At 73.2% G+C, this 16,128-nt stretch carries 15 protein-coding genes; 3 read left to right on the top strand and 12 right to left on the bottom strand.

Annotated features, from left to right (window positions below; genetic code table 11):
- Positions 1-63 precede the first annotated feature (63 nt).
- From ACGFMP_RS30750 to ACGFMP_RS30715, 8 genes are all read right to left on the bottom strand, one after another.
- On the bottom strand, positions 64-1,179 hold the full coding sequence (locus ACGFMP_RS30750) for an endo-1,4-beta-xylanase (RefSeq protein WP_393676471.1): 1,116 nt from the start codon (positions 1,177-1,179) through the stop codon (positions 64-66).
- A 161-nt stretch (positions 1,180-1,340) separates the two neighbouring features.
- On the bottom strand, positions 1,341-2,693 hold the full coding sequence (locus ACGFMP_RS30745) for a cryptochrome/photolyase family protein (protein ID WP_393676470.1): 1,353 nt from the start codon (positions 2,691-2,693) through the stop codon (positions 1,341-1,343).
- Positions 2,694-2,952: 259 nt separating this feature from the next.
- Positions 2,953-4,470 (bottom strand): SDR family oxidoreductase, encoded by a 1,518-nt coding sequence (locus ACGFMP_RS30740; RefSeq protein ID WP_393676558.1) that lies wholly within the window; start codon positions 4,468-4,470, stop codon positions 2,953-2,955.
- A gap of 213 nt (positions 4,471-4,683) precedes the next feature.
- Positions 4,684-5,058 carry a hypothetical protein gene (locus ACGFMP_RS30735; protein WP_393676468.1) on the bottom strand — a complete coding sequence of 125 codons (375 nt, stop codon included), beginning with the start codon at positions 5,056-5,058 and terminating at the stop codon, positions 4,684-4,686.
- A gap of 143 nt (positions 5,059-5,201) precedes the next feature.
- Positions 5,202-5,603 carry a roadblock/LC7 domain-containing protein gene (locus ACGFMP_RS30730; protein ID WP_393676467.1) on the bottom strand — a complete coding sequence of 134 codons (402 nt, stop codon included), beginning with the start codon at positions 5,601-5,603 and terminating at the stop codon, positions 5,202-5,204.
- 47 nt (positions 5,604-5,650) lie between these two features.
- A complete protein-coding gene (locus ACGFMP_RS30725; protein WP_393676465.1) occupies positions 5,651-6,430 on the bottom strand; it encodes a transcriptional regulator in 780 nt (259 codons plus the stop codon).
- On the bottom strand, positions 6,427-6,780 hold the full coding sequence (locus ACGFMP_RS30720; protein ID WP_393676556.1) for a hypothetical protein: 354 nt from the start codon (positions 6,778-6,780) through the stop codon (positions 6,427-6,429). Before ACGFMP_RS30720 ends, ACGFMP_RS30725 begins: the two co-directional genes overlap by 4 nt.
- Before the next feature lie 189 nt (positions 6,781-6,969).
- A complete protein-coding gene (locus ACGFMP_RS30715) occupies positions 6,970-7,599 on the bottom strand; it encodes a MarC family protein (protein WP_393676463.1) in 630 nt (209 codons plus the stop codon).
- A gap of 121 nt (positions 7,600-7,720) precedes the next feature.
- Between ACGFMP_RS30715 and ACGFMP_RS30710 the strand changes: the two genes are divergently transcribed.
- From ACGFMP_RS30710 to ACGFMP_RS30700, 3 genes are all read left to right on the top strand, one after another.
- Positions 7,721-9,409, top strand: coding sequence for an MDR family MFS transporter (locus ACGFMP_RS30710; protein WP_393676462.1), 1,689 nt, complete (start codon positions 7,721-7,723; stop codon positions 9,407-9,409).
- A gap of 19 nt (positions 9,410-9,428) precedes the next feature.
- A complete protein-coding gene (locus ACGFMP_RS30705; protein WP_393676460.1) occupies positions 9,429-9,890 on the top strand; it encodes a universal stress protein in 462 nt (153 codons plus the stop codon).
- A gap of 134 nt (positions 9,891-10,024) precedes the next feature.
- The gene (locus ACGFMP_RS30700) at positions 10,025-12,580 is read left to right on the top strand and encodes a polysaccharide lyase family 8 super-sandwich domain-containing protein (protein ID WP_393676458.1); all 2,556 of its coding nucleotides are present in this window, start codon (positions 10,025-10,027) and stop codon (positions 12,578-12,580) included.
- Positions 12,581-12,587: 7 nt separating this feature from the next.
- On the opposite strand, the gene ACGFMP_RS30695 is transcribed toward ACGFMP_RS30700, so the two are convergent.
- The 4 genes from ACGFMP_RS30695 to ACGFMP_RS30680 are packed head-to-tail and all read right to left on the bottom strand — an operon-like array spanning position 12,588 to position 16,127.
- A complete protein-coding gene (locus ACGFMP_RS30695) occupies positions 12,588-13,670 on the bottom strand; it encodes a branched-chain amino acid ABC transporter permease (protein WP_393676456.1) in 1,083 nt (360 codons plus the stop codon).
- Complete coding sequence (locus ACGFMP_RS30690; RefSeq protein WP_393676455.1) at positions 13,667-14,584, bottom strand: branched-chain amino acid ABC transporter permease; 918 nt, start codon at positions 14,582-14,584, stop codon at positions 13,667-13,669. Before ACGFMP_RS30690 ends, ACGFMP_RS30695 begins: the two co-directional genes overlap by 4 nt.
- Positions 14,584-15,387 carry an ABC transporter ATP-binding protein gene (locus ACGFMP_RS30685; protein ID WP_393676453.1) on the bottom strand — a complete coding sequence of 268 codons (804 nt, stop codon included), beginning with the start codon at positions 15,385-15,387 and terminating at the stop codon, positions 14,584-14,586. The genes ACGFMP_RS30690 and ACGFMP_RS30685 overlap by 1 nt, the downstream gene beginning before the upstream one ends.
- Positions 15,384-16,127 carry an ABC transporter ATP-binding protein gene (locus ACGFMP_RS30680; protein ID WP_393676451.1) on the bottom strand — a complete coding sequence of 248 codons (744 nt, stop codon included), beginning with the start codon at positions 16,125-16,127 and terminating at the stop codon, positions 15,384-15,386. The genes ACGFMP_RS30685 and ACGFMP_RS30680 overlap by 4 nt, the downstream gene beginning before the upstream one ends.
- Position 16,128: the final 1 nt, after the last annotated feature.

Genomic DNA, 16,128 nt, shown 5'->3' with positions numbered 1-16,128 from the left:
CGTACGGAGTAGGCCCCCCGCCGGGACCGCGCTGTCGGTACAGGTCCCGGCGGGGGGAGCCGGTCAGCGGCCGGCCAGTCGCAGGTCCTGGCTGATCGCGGTGTAGGCGGTCTTCGGCTGGTAGTTCTCGTCGTAGATGTTGGCCTGGCCCTCACCGCTGAAGGTGCCGGGGACCCAGGAGTACTTGTCGGTGAAGCCCCACACCGTGAAGTCGGTGCAGTTCCTGGTCAGCAGGCAGCCTTCGAGCAGCGTCTGGTACGCCTCGTTCTGCGCCTCGACCTCGGTGTTGTCGGCGGGCAGCGTGATGCGCACGTCGGCCTCGGTGATCGCGGTCTGGACGCCGAGCTTGTCGAAGCGGGCCAGGTTGTCGGCGATGTCGTGCGGCGCCGGGTACTGCACGTCCAGGTGGCCCTGGATGCCGACGCCCTGGACCGGCACGCCTTCCTTGCGCAGCTTGGCGACCAGGTCGTAGATCGCGGTGCTCTTGGCGTTGATGCCGTCGTCGTTGTAGTCGTTGTAGAAGAGGACGGCCTTGGGGTCGGCCTGGTGGGCCCAGCGGAAGGCGTCGGCGATGTAGCCGGGGCCGAGCTTCTGCAGCCAGATGCTGTCGCGCAGGGTGCCGTCTTCGTTGAAGGCCTCGTTGACGACGTCCCACTGCCAGATCTTGCCCTTGAAGTGCGTGACCTCGGCGGTGATGTGCTGGTGCAGGATGTCGCGCAGTTCTGCGGCGCTGAAGTCGCCCGAGGTCACCCAGGACGGCAGCTGGTTGTGCCAGACCAGGGTGTGGCCGCGGACGAGCTGGCCGTGTGCCTTGGCGTACGCCACCAGCTGGTCGGCCTGCGTGTAGTTGTACGTGCCGCGGGTGGGCTCGACCGCGTCCCACTTCATGGCGTTCTCGGGTGTGACCGAGTTGAACTCGGCGCCGACCTTGGCGGCGTACGGAGCCTCGGCGGCCAGCGCGTCGGCGTTCACGGCGGTGCCGATGCGTATGCCGGCCTGCTGCGCCAGCGCCCGCAGGGTCTGGGCGGAGGGGGCGGGCTTGGAGTGCGGGCCGCCGCCGGGTGCCGGTGCGGCGGGGTGCTCGTGCCCGGGGGCACTGGCCATCACGTTCGGCACCAGGAAGGCCATCAGCCCGGCGGCGGCGGCGCCCACGGTGGCAGCGCGGGTCATTTTGATCATGCAGGGTCCTTCGAGCAGGCGGAACGGCGTCGTTCCGGCAGAGCGAGCTTCCGAATGTTTCGGGCTCGGTTACGCAACTTGCGGACGAAACCTAAGGCCTACATTCCGGGCGGTCAACACCTCTGACGCATCCGATGCTGATGGTTTGTCCCGGGGTGGCATCAGCCCAGGCCGCGGGCCTGCTGGAAGCGGGCTCTGGCCTCGGACAGATCGACAAGAGGTTGCGGGTATCCCTTGCGATCGATTTCCGGAAGCTTCCATGGCTCGTGCACCGCGGGTCCCTCCACCGCGGCCAACTCCGGCACCCAGCGCCGTACGTAGGCGCCGTCCGGGTCGTGGCGGCGGGCCTGGAGCACCGGGTTGAGCACCCGGTTGGGGCGGGTGTCGGTACCGGTGCCCGCCACCCACTGCCAGTTGAGCTGGTTGTTGGCGACGTCGCCGTCGACCAACCGGTCGAGGAAGTACCGGGCGCCCACCCGCCAGTCGACATACAGCGTCTTGGTCAGGAAGCTCGCCACCAGCAGCCGCCCGCGGTTGTGCATCCAGCCCTCGGAGAGCATCTGCCGCATCGCCGCGTCGACCACCGGATAGCCGGTACGGCCCTCCCGCCACGCCTCGGCGTCCGCCTCCGCCGCCTTGCCGGTGCGCCAGCGGTCGTGCCTGTCGCGGTAGTCGGCCAGCGACACCGAAGGCCTGGCGGCCAGCAGCTGGCGGTTGAAGTCCCGCCAACACAACTGCCGTACGAAGGCGTCGGCGCCGGGGCCTCCGGCAGCTCGCGCGCGGTGCACCGTCTCGACGGCGGACAGCGTCCCGAAGTGCAGATGAGCCGACAGCCGGGAGGTCGAGTCGCCGGCCAGGTCGTCCTGTCCGGTGTCGTACGACCCGAGGCCGCCGCGCAGCCAGGCCGACAGCCGGCGCCGCGCGGCCCGTTCACCGCCCGCGGCCTGACCGCCGGACGGGACGGCCGGCAGATCCGCCGACCGCACCGAGTCCGGGACCCTCACCGTTCGCGGTGCAGGCAGCGTGTCCCGCAGCCGCTGCGCCGACCAGTGCCGGAAGTAGGGGGTGAACACCGCGAAGTGGTCCGAGCCCTGCGGGGTCAGCGCGCCGGGCGGTACCGCCGTCACGACGGTGTCGTGGACGTGCAGCCGGCACCCGGCGGCGCCGAGCGCGTCCCGCAGCCGGTCCTCGCGGCGCTGCCCGAAACCGCTGTCGGCCGCCGCCAGATGCACCTCGGTGGCCCCGCACTCCGCGGCGACCGCGCACACCTCGGTGACCGGGTCGCCTTCCCGCACCACCAGCCGTCCGCCGCGCTCGCGCAGCCCGGCGTCCAGATCCGCCAGGCAGCCGGCGAGGAAGGCCTGCCGCACGGGCGCGGCGAAGCCGACCCGTGCCACCGCGGGGTCCAGCACGAAAAGCGGCACCACCTCGTCGGCCGCCGCGACCGCCGCCCGCAGCGGCGGGTGGTCGTGCAGCCGCAGATCACCGGTGAACAGCACCACCGCCCGCCTCATGCTGCCCCGCCCTGGAGCGTGCCGCCGTGGCGCGGCTGCGCCGCCGGTCGGGAGGTGGGGGAGTGGTGGGTGTGTGCCGCGCGGCGGAGGGGTGAGGCGTCAGGTGTGCCGCCGTGGCGCGGCCGCGGCGCCGGTCGGGGGGTGGGGGAGTGGTGGGTGTGTGCCGCGCGGCGGAGGGGTGAGGCGTCGGGTGTGCCGCCGTGGCGCGGCCGCGGCGCCGGTCGGGAGGTCCCTGCGTGGGGCACGCGTGCCGCCCGCGTCATGCGGCGGGCTTCGCCGGCGTCCGGGCCGCGGCACGCGCGATGTTGCGGGCCATGCCGCCGAAGACCGTCGCATGGAAGGGGGACACCGCCCACCAGTAGGCGTGCCCCAGCAGCCCGCGCGGGTGGAATACCGCGCGCTGCCGGTAGCGGGTGCGACCCTCGGCGTCCCTGCCCACGGACATCTCCAGCCAGGCCAGGCCCGGCAGCCGCATCTCGGCGCGCAGCCGCAGCAGCCGGCCGCGCTCGATCTCCTCGACCCGCCAGAAGTCCAGCGAGTCACCGACCCGCAGCCGTGCCGCGTCGCGGCGGCCCCTTCGCAGCCCCACCCCGCCGGCCAACCGGTCCAGGCGACCGCGCACGGCCCAGGCGAGCGGGAAGGAGTACCAGCCGTTCTCGCCGCCGATGCCCTCGATCACCCGCCACAGGTCGGCGGGGCTCGCGTCGACCACGGCTTCGCGCCGGTCGGTGTACAGGCTGCCGCCCGCCCAGTCGGGGTCGGTGGGCAGCGGGTCGCTGGGGGCGCCGGGCACGGAGGCGGAGGACCAGCGGGTGCTGACCTGCGCGTCCTGCACCCGGCGCAGCGCGAGCGACAGCGCCTTGTCCACCCCGATGGGGCTGCCCGGCGGGTCCGGCACGTAGTCGGCGATGTCGTGCTCGTCGCAGACGACCTCGTGCCGCAGCGACTCGGCCAGCGGCTTGGCCACCCCGGCCGGCACCGGTGTGACCAGCCCGATCCAGTGGCTGGACAGCCGGGGCGTCAGTACCGGCACCGGCACGATGAGCCGTCGCGGCAGTCCGGCCACCGCCGCGTAACGGCGCATCAGGTCCCGGTAGGTGACGACGTCGGGGCCGCCGATGTCGAAGGCCCTGCTGACGTCGGCCGGCATGGTGGCGCTGCCGACCAGGTAGCGCAGCACGTCGCGCACCGCGACCGGCTGGATCCTGGTGCTCACCCAGCTCGGTGTGACCATCACCGGCAGCCGCTCGGTGAGGTAGCGCAGCATCTCGAAGGAGGCCGAGCCGGAACCGATGATGACCGCGGCCCGCAGCACCGTGGCGGGTACGCCCGAGTCCAGCAGGATCCGGCCCACCTCGGCGCGGGAGCGCAGGTGCGGCGACAGGTCGTGCGCGGCCACCGCGCGCGGGGTGAGACCGCCGAGGTAGACGATCCTGCGCACTCCCGCCGCCCGCGCCTGCTCGCCGAAGACCCGGGCCGCCGTGCGGTCGGTGCGCTCGAAGTCCTTGCCGGTGCCGAGTGCGTGCACCAGGTAGTAGGCGACGTCGATGTCCCGCAGCGCGTCACGGACCGACGCCTCGTCCGTCACGTCGCCCGCGACCACCTCGGTGGCGCCGACCCAGGGGTGGTCGCGCAGCTTGACCGGGGTGCGGGCCATGCAGCGCACCCGGTGCCCGGCATCGAGGAGTTCCGGCGCCAGGCGGCCGCCGATGTAGCCCGTCGCCCCGGTGACCAGGCAGCGCAGGCCGGAAGGCTCCGCGTCCTGCGCACTGCTGATCACATCGGCACCTCTGCGCTTGCCCTGCCGCCACGCCGGTCGCCGACGGCTTGTCACCGTCCAGCAGACCACGGCCGGGCCGCACCGCGCTGCCGCCCCGGTGCACAGTCACCCGAAGCGACCAACCGCAGGCCGCCCGCGCGCCCATGCCAGATGCCCGCGGCACGGCGCAGAAGGCGGGCCGGCGCATCGGCGCCGGCCCGCCGGGGCAGGTCACACCTCCAGGTCGTTCTCGATGGACCTCAGCTGGTGGCGGGCCATGGCCAGGTTCGCCCGGCCGCGGTCGAGCGCGAGGTAGAGGAAGAGCCCGGACTTGCCGCGGCCCCGCAGCAGGCGGATCAGGTGGTACTGCCCGTTCAGCGTGATCAGGATGTCCTCGATCTCGTCCTTGAGCCCGAGCAGTTCCATGGTGCGGGCCTTGGCGCGTACGACGTCGGTGTTGCCCGCGGCGGCCACGGACAGGTCGAGGTCCTTGCCGCCGCCGAGGGTGCCCAGCGCCATGCCGCTGGTGTAGTCGACGAGTGCCACGCCGATGACGCCCTCGATGGTGGTCATCGCGTCCTTGAGCGCGGTTTCGGTGTTGGCCATGATGTTCGTGCTTCCCTTCGACGGTGTGTTACGGGTGTTCCGGGTGTTCCGGCTGGTGGGTGGGGTCGGTGGGTTCGGGGTCTTCCCCGGGTCCTGCTGGCGGGTCCTGGCCCTGGTGCCGCGTGCCCTGGGCTGCTGTTCCGTCACGGCATACCGCCGCCTTCCGGCGCCGCGAGCACGACGTCGAGCAGGTCCGCCACCCGGGCGCAGCTGCGGCGGGCCTCCAGGTGCAGCCGGCCGATGTTGGTGCGCGGACCCGCGAGCACCGCGAGCACCGCCTCCCGGCCGACCGGGTAGAGCGCGATGCAGCCGGTCTCGCCGCGGATCATCAGCTCGCGGAAGGACCGCTGCCCCGCCGTGCCGGTCAGCCGCAGCCCCACGCCGAGGGCCGCGGCGGTCAGTGCCGCGAAGCCCTCGGCCTGCAGCCCCGGGGCGTTCTCGGCGAGCAGCAGACCGTCGGCGGTCGCGGCAAGGGCGCCGGTCACCTCGGGCAACCGCGCCCGCAGGCCTTCCAACTCGGTACGTATAGCGGCTTCGTGCACCATCGACCTCCTCCGCTCGGCACGCAGGGCGCGCCGCTGCAACGCCCGCTTCACAACCGCTCCAGCGCGACCCGCAGCCTGCGCAGCAGCGCCGCGTCCGGGTCGTCGCCGATGTTCTGGAACCAGGCGGGCGCCCGCGCCGTCGCCCGCGTGCCGCCGCGCGGGGTCTCGACCAGGCCGCGCGCGGCCATCCGGCGCACGTCCACCAATGCGTGGAAGGCCGGGCGGCCCAGCAGCGCCGCGAGGGCCGACGGGGTCCGCACGCCGTCCGCGAGGCGGAGCAGTTCGGCCTGCCGGTGCGGGATGTGCGGCGGCCGCTCGAACTGCTGCGGGGCGGTCCTGGCCACCGCCACCGGTGCCACGTCCAGCCGCGGGTGCGGCCACAGCGAATCCAGCATCAGCCGGCGCCGCCGCGCCTCGCCCTCCACCGCCGCCACCGGGACGCCGCCCAGCGAGCCGAACCAGTGCCGCACACCGTGCCGGAAGCGGGTCTGCCCCGTGGCGGGCCACAGGACGAAGTAGGCCGCGTCGTACAGGGCGCCGAGCCGGATGATCTCCAACTCCCCCGCGGCCATGCGGCGGTGGTCGATCAGCCAGCGGCCGATCGCGCATGCGGCGCCCGCCGCGTCCACCGCTTCCTGCCACGCCTCGGGTGCCAGCCGCCCGCTCGCGGTCAGCAGCACCTCGATGCCGGGCGCCGCCGGGCTCTCGGCGTGCACCACGTCGCCTTCGGCCAGGTAGAGCGCACCGGTGTCGCGTAACAGCACGCCGGTGGCGCGCTGTTCTGCGAGCCGGGACAGCATGGGGGAGTGGCCGGCGGCAGCGTTCATACCAGGACCAGCCCTTCCGCGAGTTCGCGCAGGCCGCGCAGGGCGAGCGCGAGGTTCGCCTGGTCCCTGTCGAGCCACAGGTAGAGGAACACCCCGCCCTCGTAGGGGGCTTCGACGAACCGCATCAGGTGGTAGCCGGTCCCGGTGACCACCACCGCCTCCTCGGCCGCCGGTCCCGGGCCCTGCTGGTCGGCGGTGAAGACCGGGTGCTCCGCGGTGGCCCTGGCGTAGGCGGCGGTCTCGGCCGCCACCGCCGCGTGGTCGCCGCCCGCCGCCTCTCCGATCACGCCGAGCGCCAGCCCGCTGACCCACTCCACCAGGGCGGCACCGCGGGCGCCTGGCAGCGCCATCGCCCGCAGCAGGCACTCGTCGATCCCGGACACACGGCTCCCCTCGGTACACGCCTGGCGCGACCGCCCGGGCGGGCGGTGACGAGAAAGTTACGCTGCGTGCCATTCGGTTCGGGGAGTTCCGGCAATTTCCCGCGGTACATGCGGCGTGCTGGCCTAGGATGCCCCCGCACCCTCCCGGGGCGGCCGTCAGCTGCGGGCCGACAGCGTCGTGACTCCCAGGTCGAACAGCCCGTCGAGCACGAGGTCGACGCCGACCGCCGCGAGCAGCAGCCCGACCAGGCGGGCGACGAGTTCGACGATGGCGGTGTGGGCGCGCTGCAGCAGCGGGCCGAGCAGCAGGATGCAGGCCAGGTCCACCGCGATGACCGAGATGAACGCGACCACCACGGTGCCGCGCCAGCCCCAGTCGTTGCGTTCCGCCGCCTCGATCAGCACCGCCGTCATGGCCAGCGGGCTGACCACGTACGGCATCAGCAACTCCCGCAGCCCGCTGGTGAGATCCGGTCCGTCCTCGCCGGCGTCGTCCGTCCCGATGTGCAGGCCGAGCACCAGGCCGACCGCGTAGAGGAAGAAGATGGTCCCGCCGGCCAGCGCCAGGGCGGGGGTCGAGATGTGGAACAGCTCGAGCAGCCACGGGGAGCTGAAGCCCGCCGCCACTCCGATGATCACGGCGCCGGCCGACGACACCAGGGCGATGGTGCGCAGGTCCCTTCTGGGGTGGTGCTGCGCCAGGCCGGCGAAGGCGAGCAGCACCTTGGGCGGACCGATCACGGAGAAGAAGGTGATGAACGCGGCGGAGTACGTCAAGGTGATCATAACGGGCATGATGCGCAGTTCCGGGCCGCGGGCCGGGTATTGACGCCGCTGCGGCATGTGCTTTCCGGCATCCGGCAGTATCGTTGCCCAGGGCAAGCAAGGATCCGGAGAAAGAGTCCCCATGAGCGCCCAAGCAGACGCCGCGCAGACCGGCACCGCCGCACCTCCGACGGGTTACACACACCGGCAGATCATGATCATCCTGTCCGGACTGCTGCTGGGGATGTTCCTCGCCGCACTGGACCAGACGGTGGTCTCCACCGCCATCTACAAGATCGGCGAGAGCCTCAACGGCCTCACCGCGCAGGCCTGGGTGACCACCTCGTTCCTGATCACCTCGACCATCGCGACCCCGCTGTACGGCAAGCTGTCCGACCAGTACGGCCGCAAGCCCTTCTTCCTCTTCGCGATCTCGGTCTTCATCGTCGGGTCCGCGCTGTGCATGCTCTCCACGTCGATGTACATGCTGGCCGGCTTCCGCGCCTTCCAGGGCATAGGCGCCGGCGGCCTGTTCTCGCTGGCCTTCGCGATCATCGGCGACATCATCCCGCCCCGCGAACGCGCCAAGTACCAGGGCTACTTCATGGCCGTGTTCGGCACATCGAGCGTGCTCGGCCCGGTCATCGGCGGCGCCCTGGCCGGCCAGGACTCGCTGCTCGGCATCGACGGCTGGCGGTGGATCTTCCTGGTCAACGTGCCGATCGGCGTCGTCGCGCTGATCGTGGTGGCCAAGGTGCTGCACATCAAGCAGGACCGCCGCGCCCACCGGGTCGACTCGTTCGGCGCGGTCGCGCTGATCGTCGCCCTGGTGCCGCTGCTGATCGTCGCCGAGCAGGGCCGCGAGTGGGGCTGGGGCAGCGGCACCGCGCTGACCTGCTACGTGGTCGGCGCGGTCGGCATCGTCTGCTTCCTGCTGGCCGAGCGCAGGGCGGGCGACGAGGCGCTGCTGCCGCTGCGGCTGTTCCGCAACGGCGTCTTCGCGCTGGGCTCGGCGCAGTCCGCCATCATCGGCATAGGCATGTTCGGCGGCATCACCCTGATCCCGCTCTATCTCCAGCTGGTCAAGGGCAACTCGCCCACCAAGGCGGGCCTGCTCACGCTGCCCCTGGTGCTCGGCATCATGGTGCTGTCCATGGCCTCGGGCCTGATCACCTCGCGAACCGGCCGCTACAAGGTCTTCCCCATCATCGGCTGCGTGCTGCTGGTCGCCGGCATGCTGATGTTCTGGCAGATGGACGCCGACAGCAGCCTGCCCTACGTCGACGCCGCGATGTTCGTGGTCGGCGCCGGCCTGGGGCTGAACTTCCAGACCATCGTGCTGGCCATGCAGAACGCGGTGTCGCCGCGCGACATCGGCGTGGCCACCTCCTCGACCACCTTCTTCCGGCAGATGGGTGGCACGCTGGGTGTCGCCGTCTTCCTGTCCATCGTCTACTCGGTGGTCGGCGACAAGATCGGCTCGGCCTACGCGGGCGCACGCGGCGACGCCGCCTTCGAGAAGGCCGCAGCGGCCCACCCCGACCAGCTCAAGATGCTGACCTCCGGCGGGTCGGGAAGCCTCAACGACACGTCGTTCCTCAACCACATCGACCCGGCGCTCGGCCACCCCTTCAAGGTCGGCTTCACCCAGGCCATCAACGTGGCCTTCCTGGTCGGCGCGGGCGTCCTGGTGATCGCGCTGCTGCTGTCCACGCTGCTCAAGGAGGTCCCGCTGCGCACCACCGCGGCCGACTTCGCGGACCGCGACGAGGCACAGCCCGGCGCCGCCGCGGCGGCGGGCGGCGGGTCGGCCGGCGGCCCGGCGGCGTAGCAGCCGGCACGGCAAAGCCGTGGATGCCGATCGGACCGCCGCCCGGCCGGGCGGCGGCCGGGTGGTCGTGGTCGGTGTGGACGACTCCGACTCGTCGTGGCGGGCCGCCGCCTACGCCGTCGGGCTCGCCCGCCGGCAGGACGCCCTGCTGGTACTCGTCCACATACTCCCCGCGCATCCGACCGCGATGCTCGCCGGGATGTCCTGGATGCTCGCCGCCGACGACCTGGCGACGGCCAGGCAGCTGCGGCACCGGGTGGCGGCCGGGCTCCGCGGCATTCCGGGGCTGCCGGCGCCGCGCTGGGAATTCCACATCCTGCGCGCCGCCGACGTCGTCGCCGGGCTGGCCGGGACAGCGGACCGGCTGCGGGCGGACACCGTGGTCCTCGGCGCGTCCAGGGGCCTGCGGCACCGGTGGTTCGGCTCGCCAGGGGTGCGGCTGGTCAGGACCGGGAAGTGGCCGGTGATCGTGGTGCCGTGAGCGTTGCCGCTGTCGCCCCCCGTGACAGAAGGGGTCATGGTTGCTTCAATGCGGGGGGCGCCGCCGCCGTGCGGCGCTCCCTGCCGACCCGCCGTCAGCAGTGCGCCGCCCGCCGTCCGCTGGGAGCCTCCGCCGTGCAGATATCCCGCCGTACCCTGCTGTCGATGGCCCCGGCAGGCGCCCTGCTCGCGCTGGCCGGCCAGGCCCGCGCCACCGCCGCCGAACCCGGCGCCGCCGGGGCGGCAGCCTCCACCGACCGGGCCGTCCTGCTCGGCAACGTCACCGACGTCTTCTGCGGCACCCCCGAGTCCAACGCCCGCCCCGAGGTCGCCGCCAAGCTCGCCGCCCTCCAGTCCACCGCCACCGCCAGGCTCGCCGCGATGGACACCGCGGGCACCGGCGAGCTCTTCCACGGCGTGGGCCTGGGCACCAGCGACCCGCACCTGACCACGTCCTTCCAGTACCTCTACGAGATCGCGCTCGCCACCCGGGCCCCCGGCTCCGCCCTGCTCGGCGACACCGCGGTGCAGCAGCGCGTCATCGACGGCCTGACCTGGCTCTACGACGGCTACTACGGCGACCAGGCCACCGGCTACTACGGCAACTGGTTCAACTGGGAGATCGGCATCCCGAGCTACGTCAGCCGCACCCTGGTACTGCTCGCCGACGTCCTCGCCCAGACCGCACCGGGCCTCACGGCCACCTACGTCGCCTCGATGGACGCCTACCTGCGCAACGGCAAGGACGGCGACGTCGACCTCGACTCGCGCTTCCACACCGGCGCCAACCTCGCCGACATCACCACCAACCGCGTCCTGCAGGGCGCCGCACTCGACGACACCGCGCGCATCACCAAGGCCGTCGCCGACCAGCTCACCGTCTACGCGACCGTCGACCCCTACGCCCCGCAGCACGGAGTGACCGACGGCTTCTACGCCGACGGCTCCTTCCTCCAGCACAGCTCCGTCGCCTACACAGGCTCCTACGGCACAGGTCTGCTCACCCGCGTGGTGCAGACCGTCAAGATCCTCGACGGCACGGGCTACGCCGCAGGCGACGGCGACCTCGCCGACGTCGTCGCCGGCTGGGTCGCCCGCAGCTTCGCCCCGCTGATCTTCGAAGGCTGGATGACGGAGATCGTCAAGGGCCGCGCGGTGTCGCGGACCGGCACCGGATACGCCGACGTGGCCGCCGTCGTCGAGGCCGTCGTGGACCTCTCCGCCCACGCCACGGGCGACGGCGCCACCGCGCTGGCCGGCTACGCCAAGTACCTGCGCCAGGTGACGAAGACACCGCCGGACCCGGCGGGCTTCGTCTCCCCGGTCAGCGTCGCCCGCTACGCCGACATCCTCGCCGACACCGCGGTCCCGGCCCGCGACATCAACCCCGCCGCCCAGCACAGCGCCTACCCCGCCATGGACCGCAGCGTCCACCGCCGCCCCGGCTGGACCTTCGCACTGGCCCGCAGCTCCACCCGCATCAGCGGCTACGAGTACATGAGCGGCGAGAACCTGACGCCCTGGTTCCAGGGCGCGGGCGCCCACTACCTCTACCTCGCGGGCCAGGACCAGACCCAGGCCTTCGGCGTCGACTACTTCACCGCGGTGCCGCCCGACCGGCTGGCGGGCGTCACCGCCCCCGTCGAGACCCGGCTGACCGTCCCCGAACTGTACGGCACCCAGTGGTACGACAACCCCGCGGCCGGCTTCACCTCGTCCTCCGAGTCGCAGAACACCTACGTCTACTTCCCCCGCGGCACCGGCACCCTGTCCGGCGGCGCGGTGCTGGGCACCTACGGCGCCGCCGCGATGGTGCTGGCCCCCGACGCGGCCTGGGCCGCCAAGCAGGCGGGGCAGCTGCCCGACGACTTCGTCGCCTACCGCTGCGCCGACGCCACCAAGTCGTGGTTCATGCTCGACGACGAGATCGTGGTCCTCGCCGCGGGAGTGGGCGACTCGGCGGGGCGGGCCGTCACCACCACGGCCGACGCCAGGATCGCCGGCGCCGCCTCCCCTGTCGCCCTCACCGGTGAGACCCGCGGCGGCGCCCCCTGGTCCGGCACCGGCACCGCCCCGCTGGCCTGGCTGCGGTACGCGGACCCGGTACAGGGCGCCGCCGTCGGCTACGTCCTGCTCGACCCGCACCAGCCGCAGCCGACCGTCGCCCTCGACACCGTCACCCGCAGCCGCCGGGCGGTCCGCCTCACCAATCCCGACACGCCCGTCACCAAGCAGGTCTTCACCCTGGCCTTCCACCAGGACCCCGGCGCCCGGCACACCTCACTCGCCTACGCGCTCGTGCCCGGCGCCACGGAGAGCCGGCTGCGCGGGTACGCCCGCGGGCCGCTCACCGTGCTGGCCAACACCACCGCCGTGCAGGCCGTCAGCCACCGCGGGCTCGGCCTGCTGGCGGCCAACACCTTCACACCCGGCACCCACCGCGCGGGCCGCCTCACCGTCGAGGGCCCCGCATCGGTCCTGCTCCGCGAGACCCGCGACGGCACGGTGACACTGGCGCTGGCCGACCCGACCACCGAACGCTCCACCGTCTCCCTGCACCTGGGCGGCCGCCGCCTGCGCCCGGTGGCGCCCGCCCCCGGACTGCGGTTCCGTACGACCCGCACCGGCACGGCCGTCCTGGCCGACACCGCCCGGCTGTACGGCCGCAGCCTGCTGGCCACCCTGCGCTGACCGCCGGTCAGCGCCGCCGCAGGCGGGCCGGCAGGCGGGTCAGGCCGCCCGGCAGTGCGACGACCGTCGCGACGAACAGGGCGCCCAGCAGGAAGAGCGGCTGCGACAGCGGCACCCTCAGGAAGGACGGCAGACCGGACACCGTCCCCGAGCCCGCCAGGTCGCCGAGGCGGTGGTCCGCCCAGGTGTAGAGGACACCGCCGATCAGCGGCCCCCAGCGCGAGCCCGACCCGCCCAGCACCACCATCACCAGCAGCGACAGCGTGAAGTCCGAGGTCGTCGTCTGCGGGGTCGCGCCACCGGTCAGCAGCAGGTGCACGACGCCGCCGACCGCGGCCAGCGCACCGGCCAGCACGAAGGCGATCAGCTTGAAGCCGTAGGGGCGCAGGCCGAGCACCTCCACGCGGCGCTCGTTCTCCTTGATGCCCTCCCAGACCCGGCCGGTGGGGGAGTTCACCGCCCAGTGCACGACCGCGAGGGTCAGCACCAGGTAGGCCAGCGCGATCCAGTAGAGATCGGCGGTGTTGCCGATGCCGACCAGCGAGGCCGGCAGCTTGTCCGCAGGGATGGCCCGGCCCTCCTCGCCGCCGGTGACACCGCCGGGGTCCCGCTCGACGAGGATGGACCCGGCCTGCGCGAAGGCCAGCGTGACCATGGAGAAGGCGATGCCGCCGACCCGCAGCGCCACCGAGCCGAGCGCCGCCGCGAGCGCGATGCCGCAGAGCAGGCCGAGCACCGCGGCCACCGCGAAGGGCAGCCCGGCCTCCACCATGATGAGCTCGGTGGCGTAACTGCCCGCGGCGAAGTACAGCGCGTGCCCGAAGGACAGCAGCCCGGTCCGTCCCAGCAGCAGGTCGTAGCCGGTGGCGAGCGCGCCGAACACCAGGCACAGGGCCAGCAGTTGCAGATTGCCCGCGCTGCCGATCGGCCCGTCAAGCAGCCCGGGAAGCGGCAGCGAGCTGTAGGGCGCGGCGAGGAGTGCGGCCAGCGCGGCGGCCGGCCACCAGCGGCCGTATCGGCGCAACGAGCCTGCGGGCGCCGCCGCTTCGCCTGCGGCGGTCGCCTCGCGGGCGGGCGTGGCGGTGGTCATGAAAGCCTCCCGGTGATGCCGCGCGGCTTGAGCAGCAGCAGGGCGGCGAGCAGTACGACGACGGCGAGGTCGCCCAGGCCCGCCGCGGTGTAGTAGTTGGCGAACTGCTGGACCAGGCCCACTCCGACGGCGGCCAGCGCGGCGCCGGCCACCGAGCCCATGCCGCCCCCCGACCCCTCGGCCTGGGTGGTGCCCCCGATGACCACCACGACGAAGGCGAAGATCAGCAGCGAGGTGCCCTGCCCCGGGTCGACCGAGCCGTAGTACAGGCCGCCCAGCGCGCCCCCCAGGGCCGCGGCGGCCCCGCCGATCGCGAAGACCAGACTGAAGGCCCGGCGTACGTCGATGCCCAGCGCGGTGACCATCGCCCGGTCCTCCACCCCGGCGCGCACGACCAGGCCGTGCCGCGTGCCGCCGAGGAAGAGCCGCAGCGCCACCAGCACCACAGCGGCGGCCCCGATCAGCACCAGCCGGTTCACCGGGATGTGCGCCCCCAGCAGCCCGAACGTGCCGGACAGCGCGGCCGGTCCGGGGAAGGGCCTGGCGTCCGGGCCCCAGATCGCGGAGAGCAGCGCCGGAACAGCGAGACCGACACCCACGGTGGCGAGCACCTGTTCGCGCGGCCGGTCGTACAGCGGCCGGATCAGGGCGACTTCGAGCACCACCGCGGCCACCGTGCCGACCGCGGTGCCGAAGCAGACCGCCAGCACGAAGCCGAAACCGCCGGACCCGGCGCCCGGCAGATGCCCGTCGGCCGCCCACCAGGTGGCGTACGCGCCGACGGAGAGCAGCGCCCCGTGGGCGAAGTTGAGCACATCCATCAACCCGAAGATCAGCGTGAGTCCCGAGGCCACCAGGAAGTACAGGGCGCCCAGGCCGAGGCCGGTCACCGCGAGCAGGACGACGGTCGACATCACGCGCCCGCCTTTCCGTTGTCGGCCGCCGCCCGGTCGGGGCCTGCGGTCTTGCCGTCCTGCGGGGCCATGCGGTGCTCCTCCGGGGCATGGATACGGCGGCCGACGCCCAGCAGCCGCCGGGTGGCCTCGGGGTCGGCGAGCAGGCCGGCCGCGGGGCCGCGGTGCGCGGTCCTGCCGTCGGCGAGCACCACGCAGTGCTCGGCGAGGCGCCGCACCATCGCCAGGTTCTGCTCGACCAGCAGCACCGGCACGGCCTGCGCCGCCCGCTCCAGCACCCGCGCCACCTCGGTGACCACCTTCGGCGCGAGCCCCTTGGTCGGCTCGTCGGCGATGATCAGCCGGTTGCCGTTCAGCAGCGTGCGGCCGATCGCCACCATCTGCTGCTGGCCGCCGGACAGGGTGCCGGCCGGCTGCCGGGCCCTGGACCTGAGCTCGGGGAACAGCTCGTGCACCAGCCCGTACGCCGGCTCGCCCGCCTCCGGCCGCTCCGCCAGCCGCAGGTTCTCCGCGACGGTGAGCGACGAGAAGACCCCGCGGTCCTCAGGGGCGTAGCCGATCCCGCGCCGCACCAGCGCGTGGGTCGGCAGCCGTACGGTCTCCTCGCCGAGGAAGCGCACGCTGCCGGTACGCGGCACCAGGCCCAGCACCCCGCGCACCGTCGTGGTCTTGCCTGCCCCGTTGCGGCCCAGCAGCGCGGTCACACCGGACGGCGCGACGTCCAGGTCGACCCCGTGCAGGATGTGCCGGCCGCCGATGACGACCGCCAGGTCCCGTACCGCGAGCAGCGGTGGCGTGCTCACAGCGCCTCCCCGAGGTAGGCCTGCTGCACGACCGGGTCGGCGGTGACCGCCTGCGGGGTGTCGAGCGCCAGCAGGGTGCCGTGGTGCATCACTGCCAACCGGTCGGCCAGGCCCAGCAGTACATCCATGTGGTGCTCCACCATCAGCACGGTCCTGCCCTCGTCATGGTGCATCGAGCGGATCAGGTCGGTGAGGGCGGGCACCTCCTCCGCGCTCACCCCGGCCATCGGCTCGTCCAGCAGCATCAGCCGGGGCTCGCCGACCAGCAGCACCGCGAGCTCCAGCTTGCGCTTCTCGCCGTGCGACAGCTCCGCCGACGGCACCTGCGCCCGGTGCGCGAGCCCGGTGCGCTCCAGGACCTGCCCGACCCGCCCCGCGAAGGCGGAGGCGCGCCGCCAGATCCGGTGGGAACCCCCGGAGGCTGCCTGCGCCGCGAGTCGCACATGGTCGGCGACGGTCATCGCCGGCCACAGGCTGGAGGTCTGGAAGGTGCGGCCGAGCCCGCGCCGCGCCCTGGCGGGCACGCTCTCGGCCGTCACGTCCGCGCCGTCGAGCCCGATCGACCCGCGGGTGGCCGGCACGAGCCCGCTGATCAGGTTGAACAGCGAGGTCTTGCCCGCACCGTTGGGACCGATGAAGGCCAGGAACTCGCCCTCCCGCACATCGAAGGACACCTCGTCCACGATGGTCGCGCCGCCCACCGACCAGCCCAGGTCGCGCAGCCGCAGTACCGGAGTCACG

This window comes from Streptomyces sp. NPDC049040, assembly GCF_043197715.1.
Lineage (GTDB): Bacteria > Actinomycetota > Actinomycetes > Streptomycetales > Streptomycetaceae > Actinacidiphila.
The sequence above is the reverse complement of the archived record's forward strand: the minus strand, read 5'-3'. Positions and strand labels throughout refer to the sequence as shown.

What these genes read in the sequence shown, in the direction of transcription:
- ACGFMP_RS30750 (WP_393676471.1), bottom strand. Translation starts at nt 1,179, where the DNA reads ATGATCAAAATGACCCGCGCTGCCACCGTGGGCGCCGCCGCCGCCGGG.
- ACGFMP_RS30745 (WP_393676470.1), bottom strand. Translation starts at nt 2,693, where the DNA reads ATGAGGCGGGCGGTGGTGCTGTTCACCGGTGATCTGCGGCTGCACGAC.
- ACGFMP_RS30735 (WP_393676468.1), bottom strand. Translation starts at nt 5,058, where the DNA reads ATGGCCAACACCGAAACCGCGCTCAAGGACGCGATGACCACCATCGAG.
- ACGFMP_RS30730 (WP_393676467.1), bottom strand. Translation starts at nt 5,603, where the DNA reads ATGGTGCACGAAGCCGCTATACGTACCGAGTTGGAAGGCCTGCGGGCG.
- ACGFMP_RS30725 (WP_393676465.1), bottom strand. Translation starts at nt 6,430, where the DNA reads ATGAACGCTGCCGCCGGCCACTCCCCCATGCTGTCCCGGCTCGCAGAA.
- ACGFMP_RS30720 (WP_393676556.1), bottom strand. Translation starts at nt 6,780, where the DNA reads ATGGCGCTGCCAGGCGCCCGCGGTGCCGCCCTGGTGGAGTGGGTCAGC.
- ACGFMP_RS30715 (WP_393676463.1), bottom strand. Translation starts at nt 7,599, where the DNA reads ATGATCACCTTGACGTACTCCGCCGCGTTCATCACCTTCTTCTCCGTG.
- ACGFMP_RS30710 (WP_393676462.1), top strand. Translation starts at nt 7,721, where the DNA reads ATGAGCGCCCAAGCAGACGCCGCGCAGACCGGCACCGCCGCACCTCCG.
- ACGFMP_RS30695 (WP_393676456.1), bottom strand. Translation starts at nt 13,670, where the DNA reads ATGACCACCGCCACGCCCGCCCGCGAGGCGACCGCCGCAGGCGAAGCG.
- ACGFMP_RS30690 (WP_393676455.1), bottom strand. Translation starts at nt 14,584, where the DNA reads ATGTCGACCGTCGTCCTGCTCGCGGTGACCGGCCTCGGCCTGGGCGCC.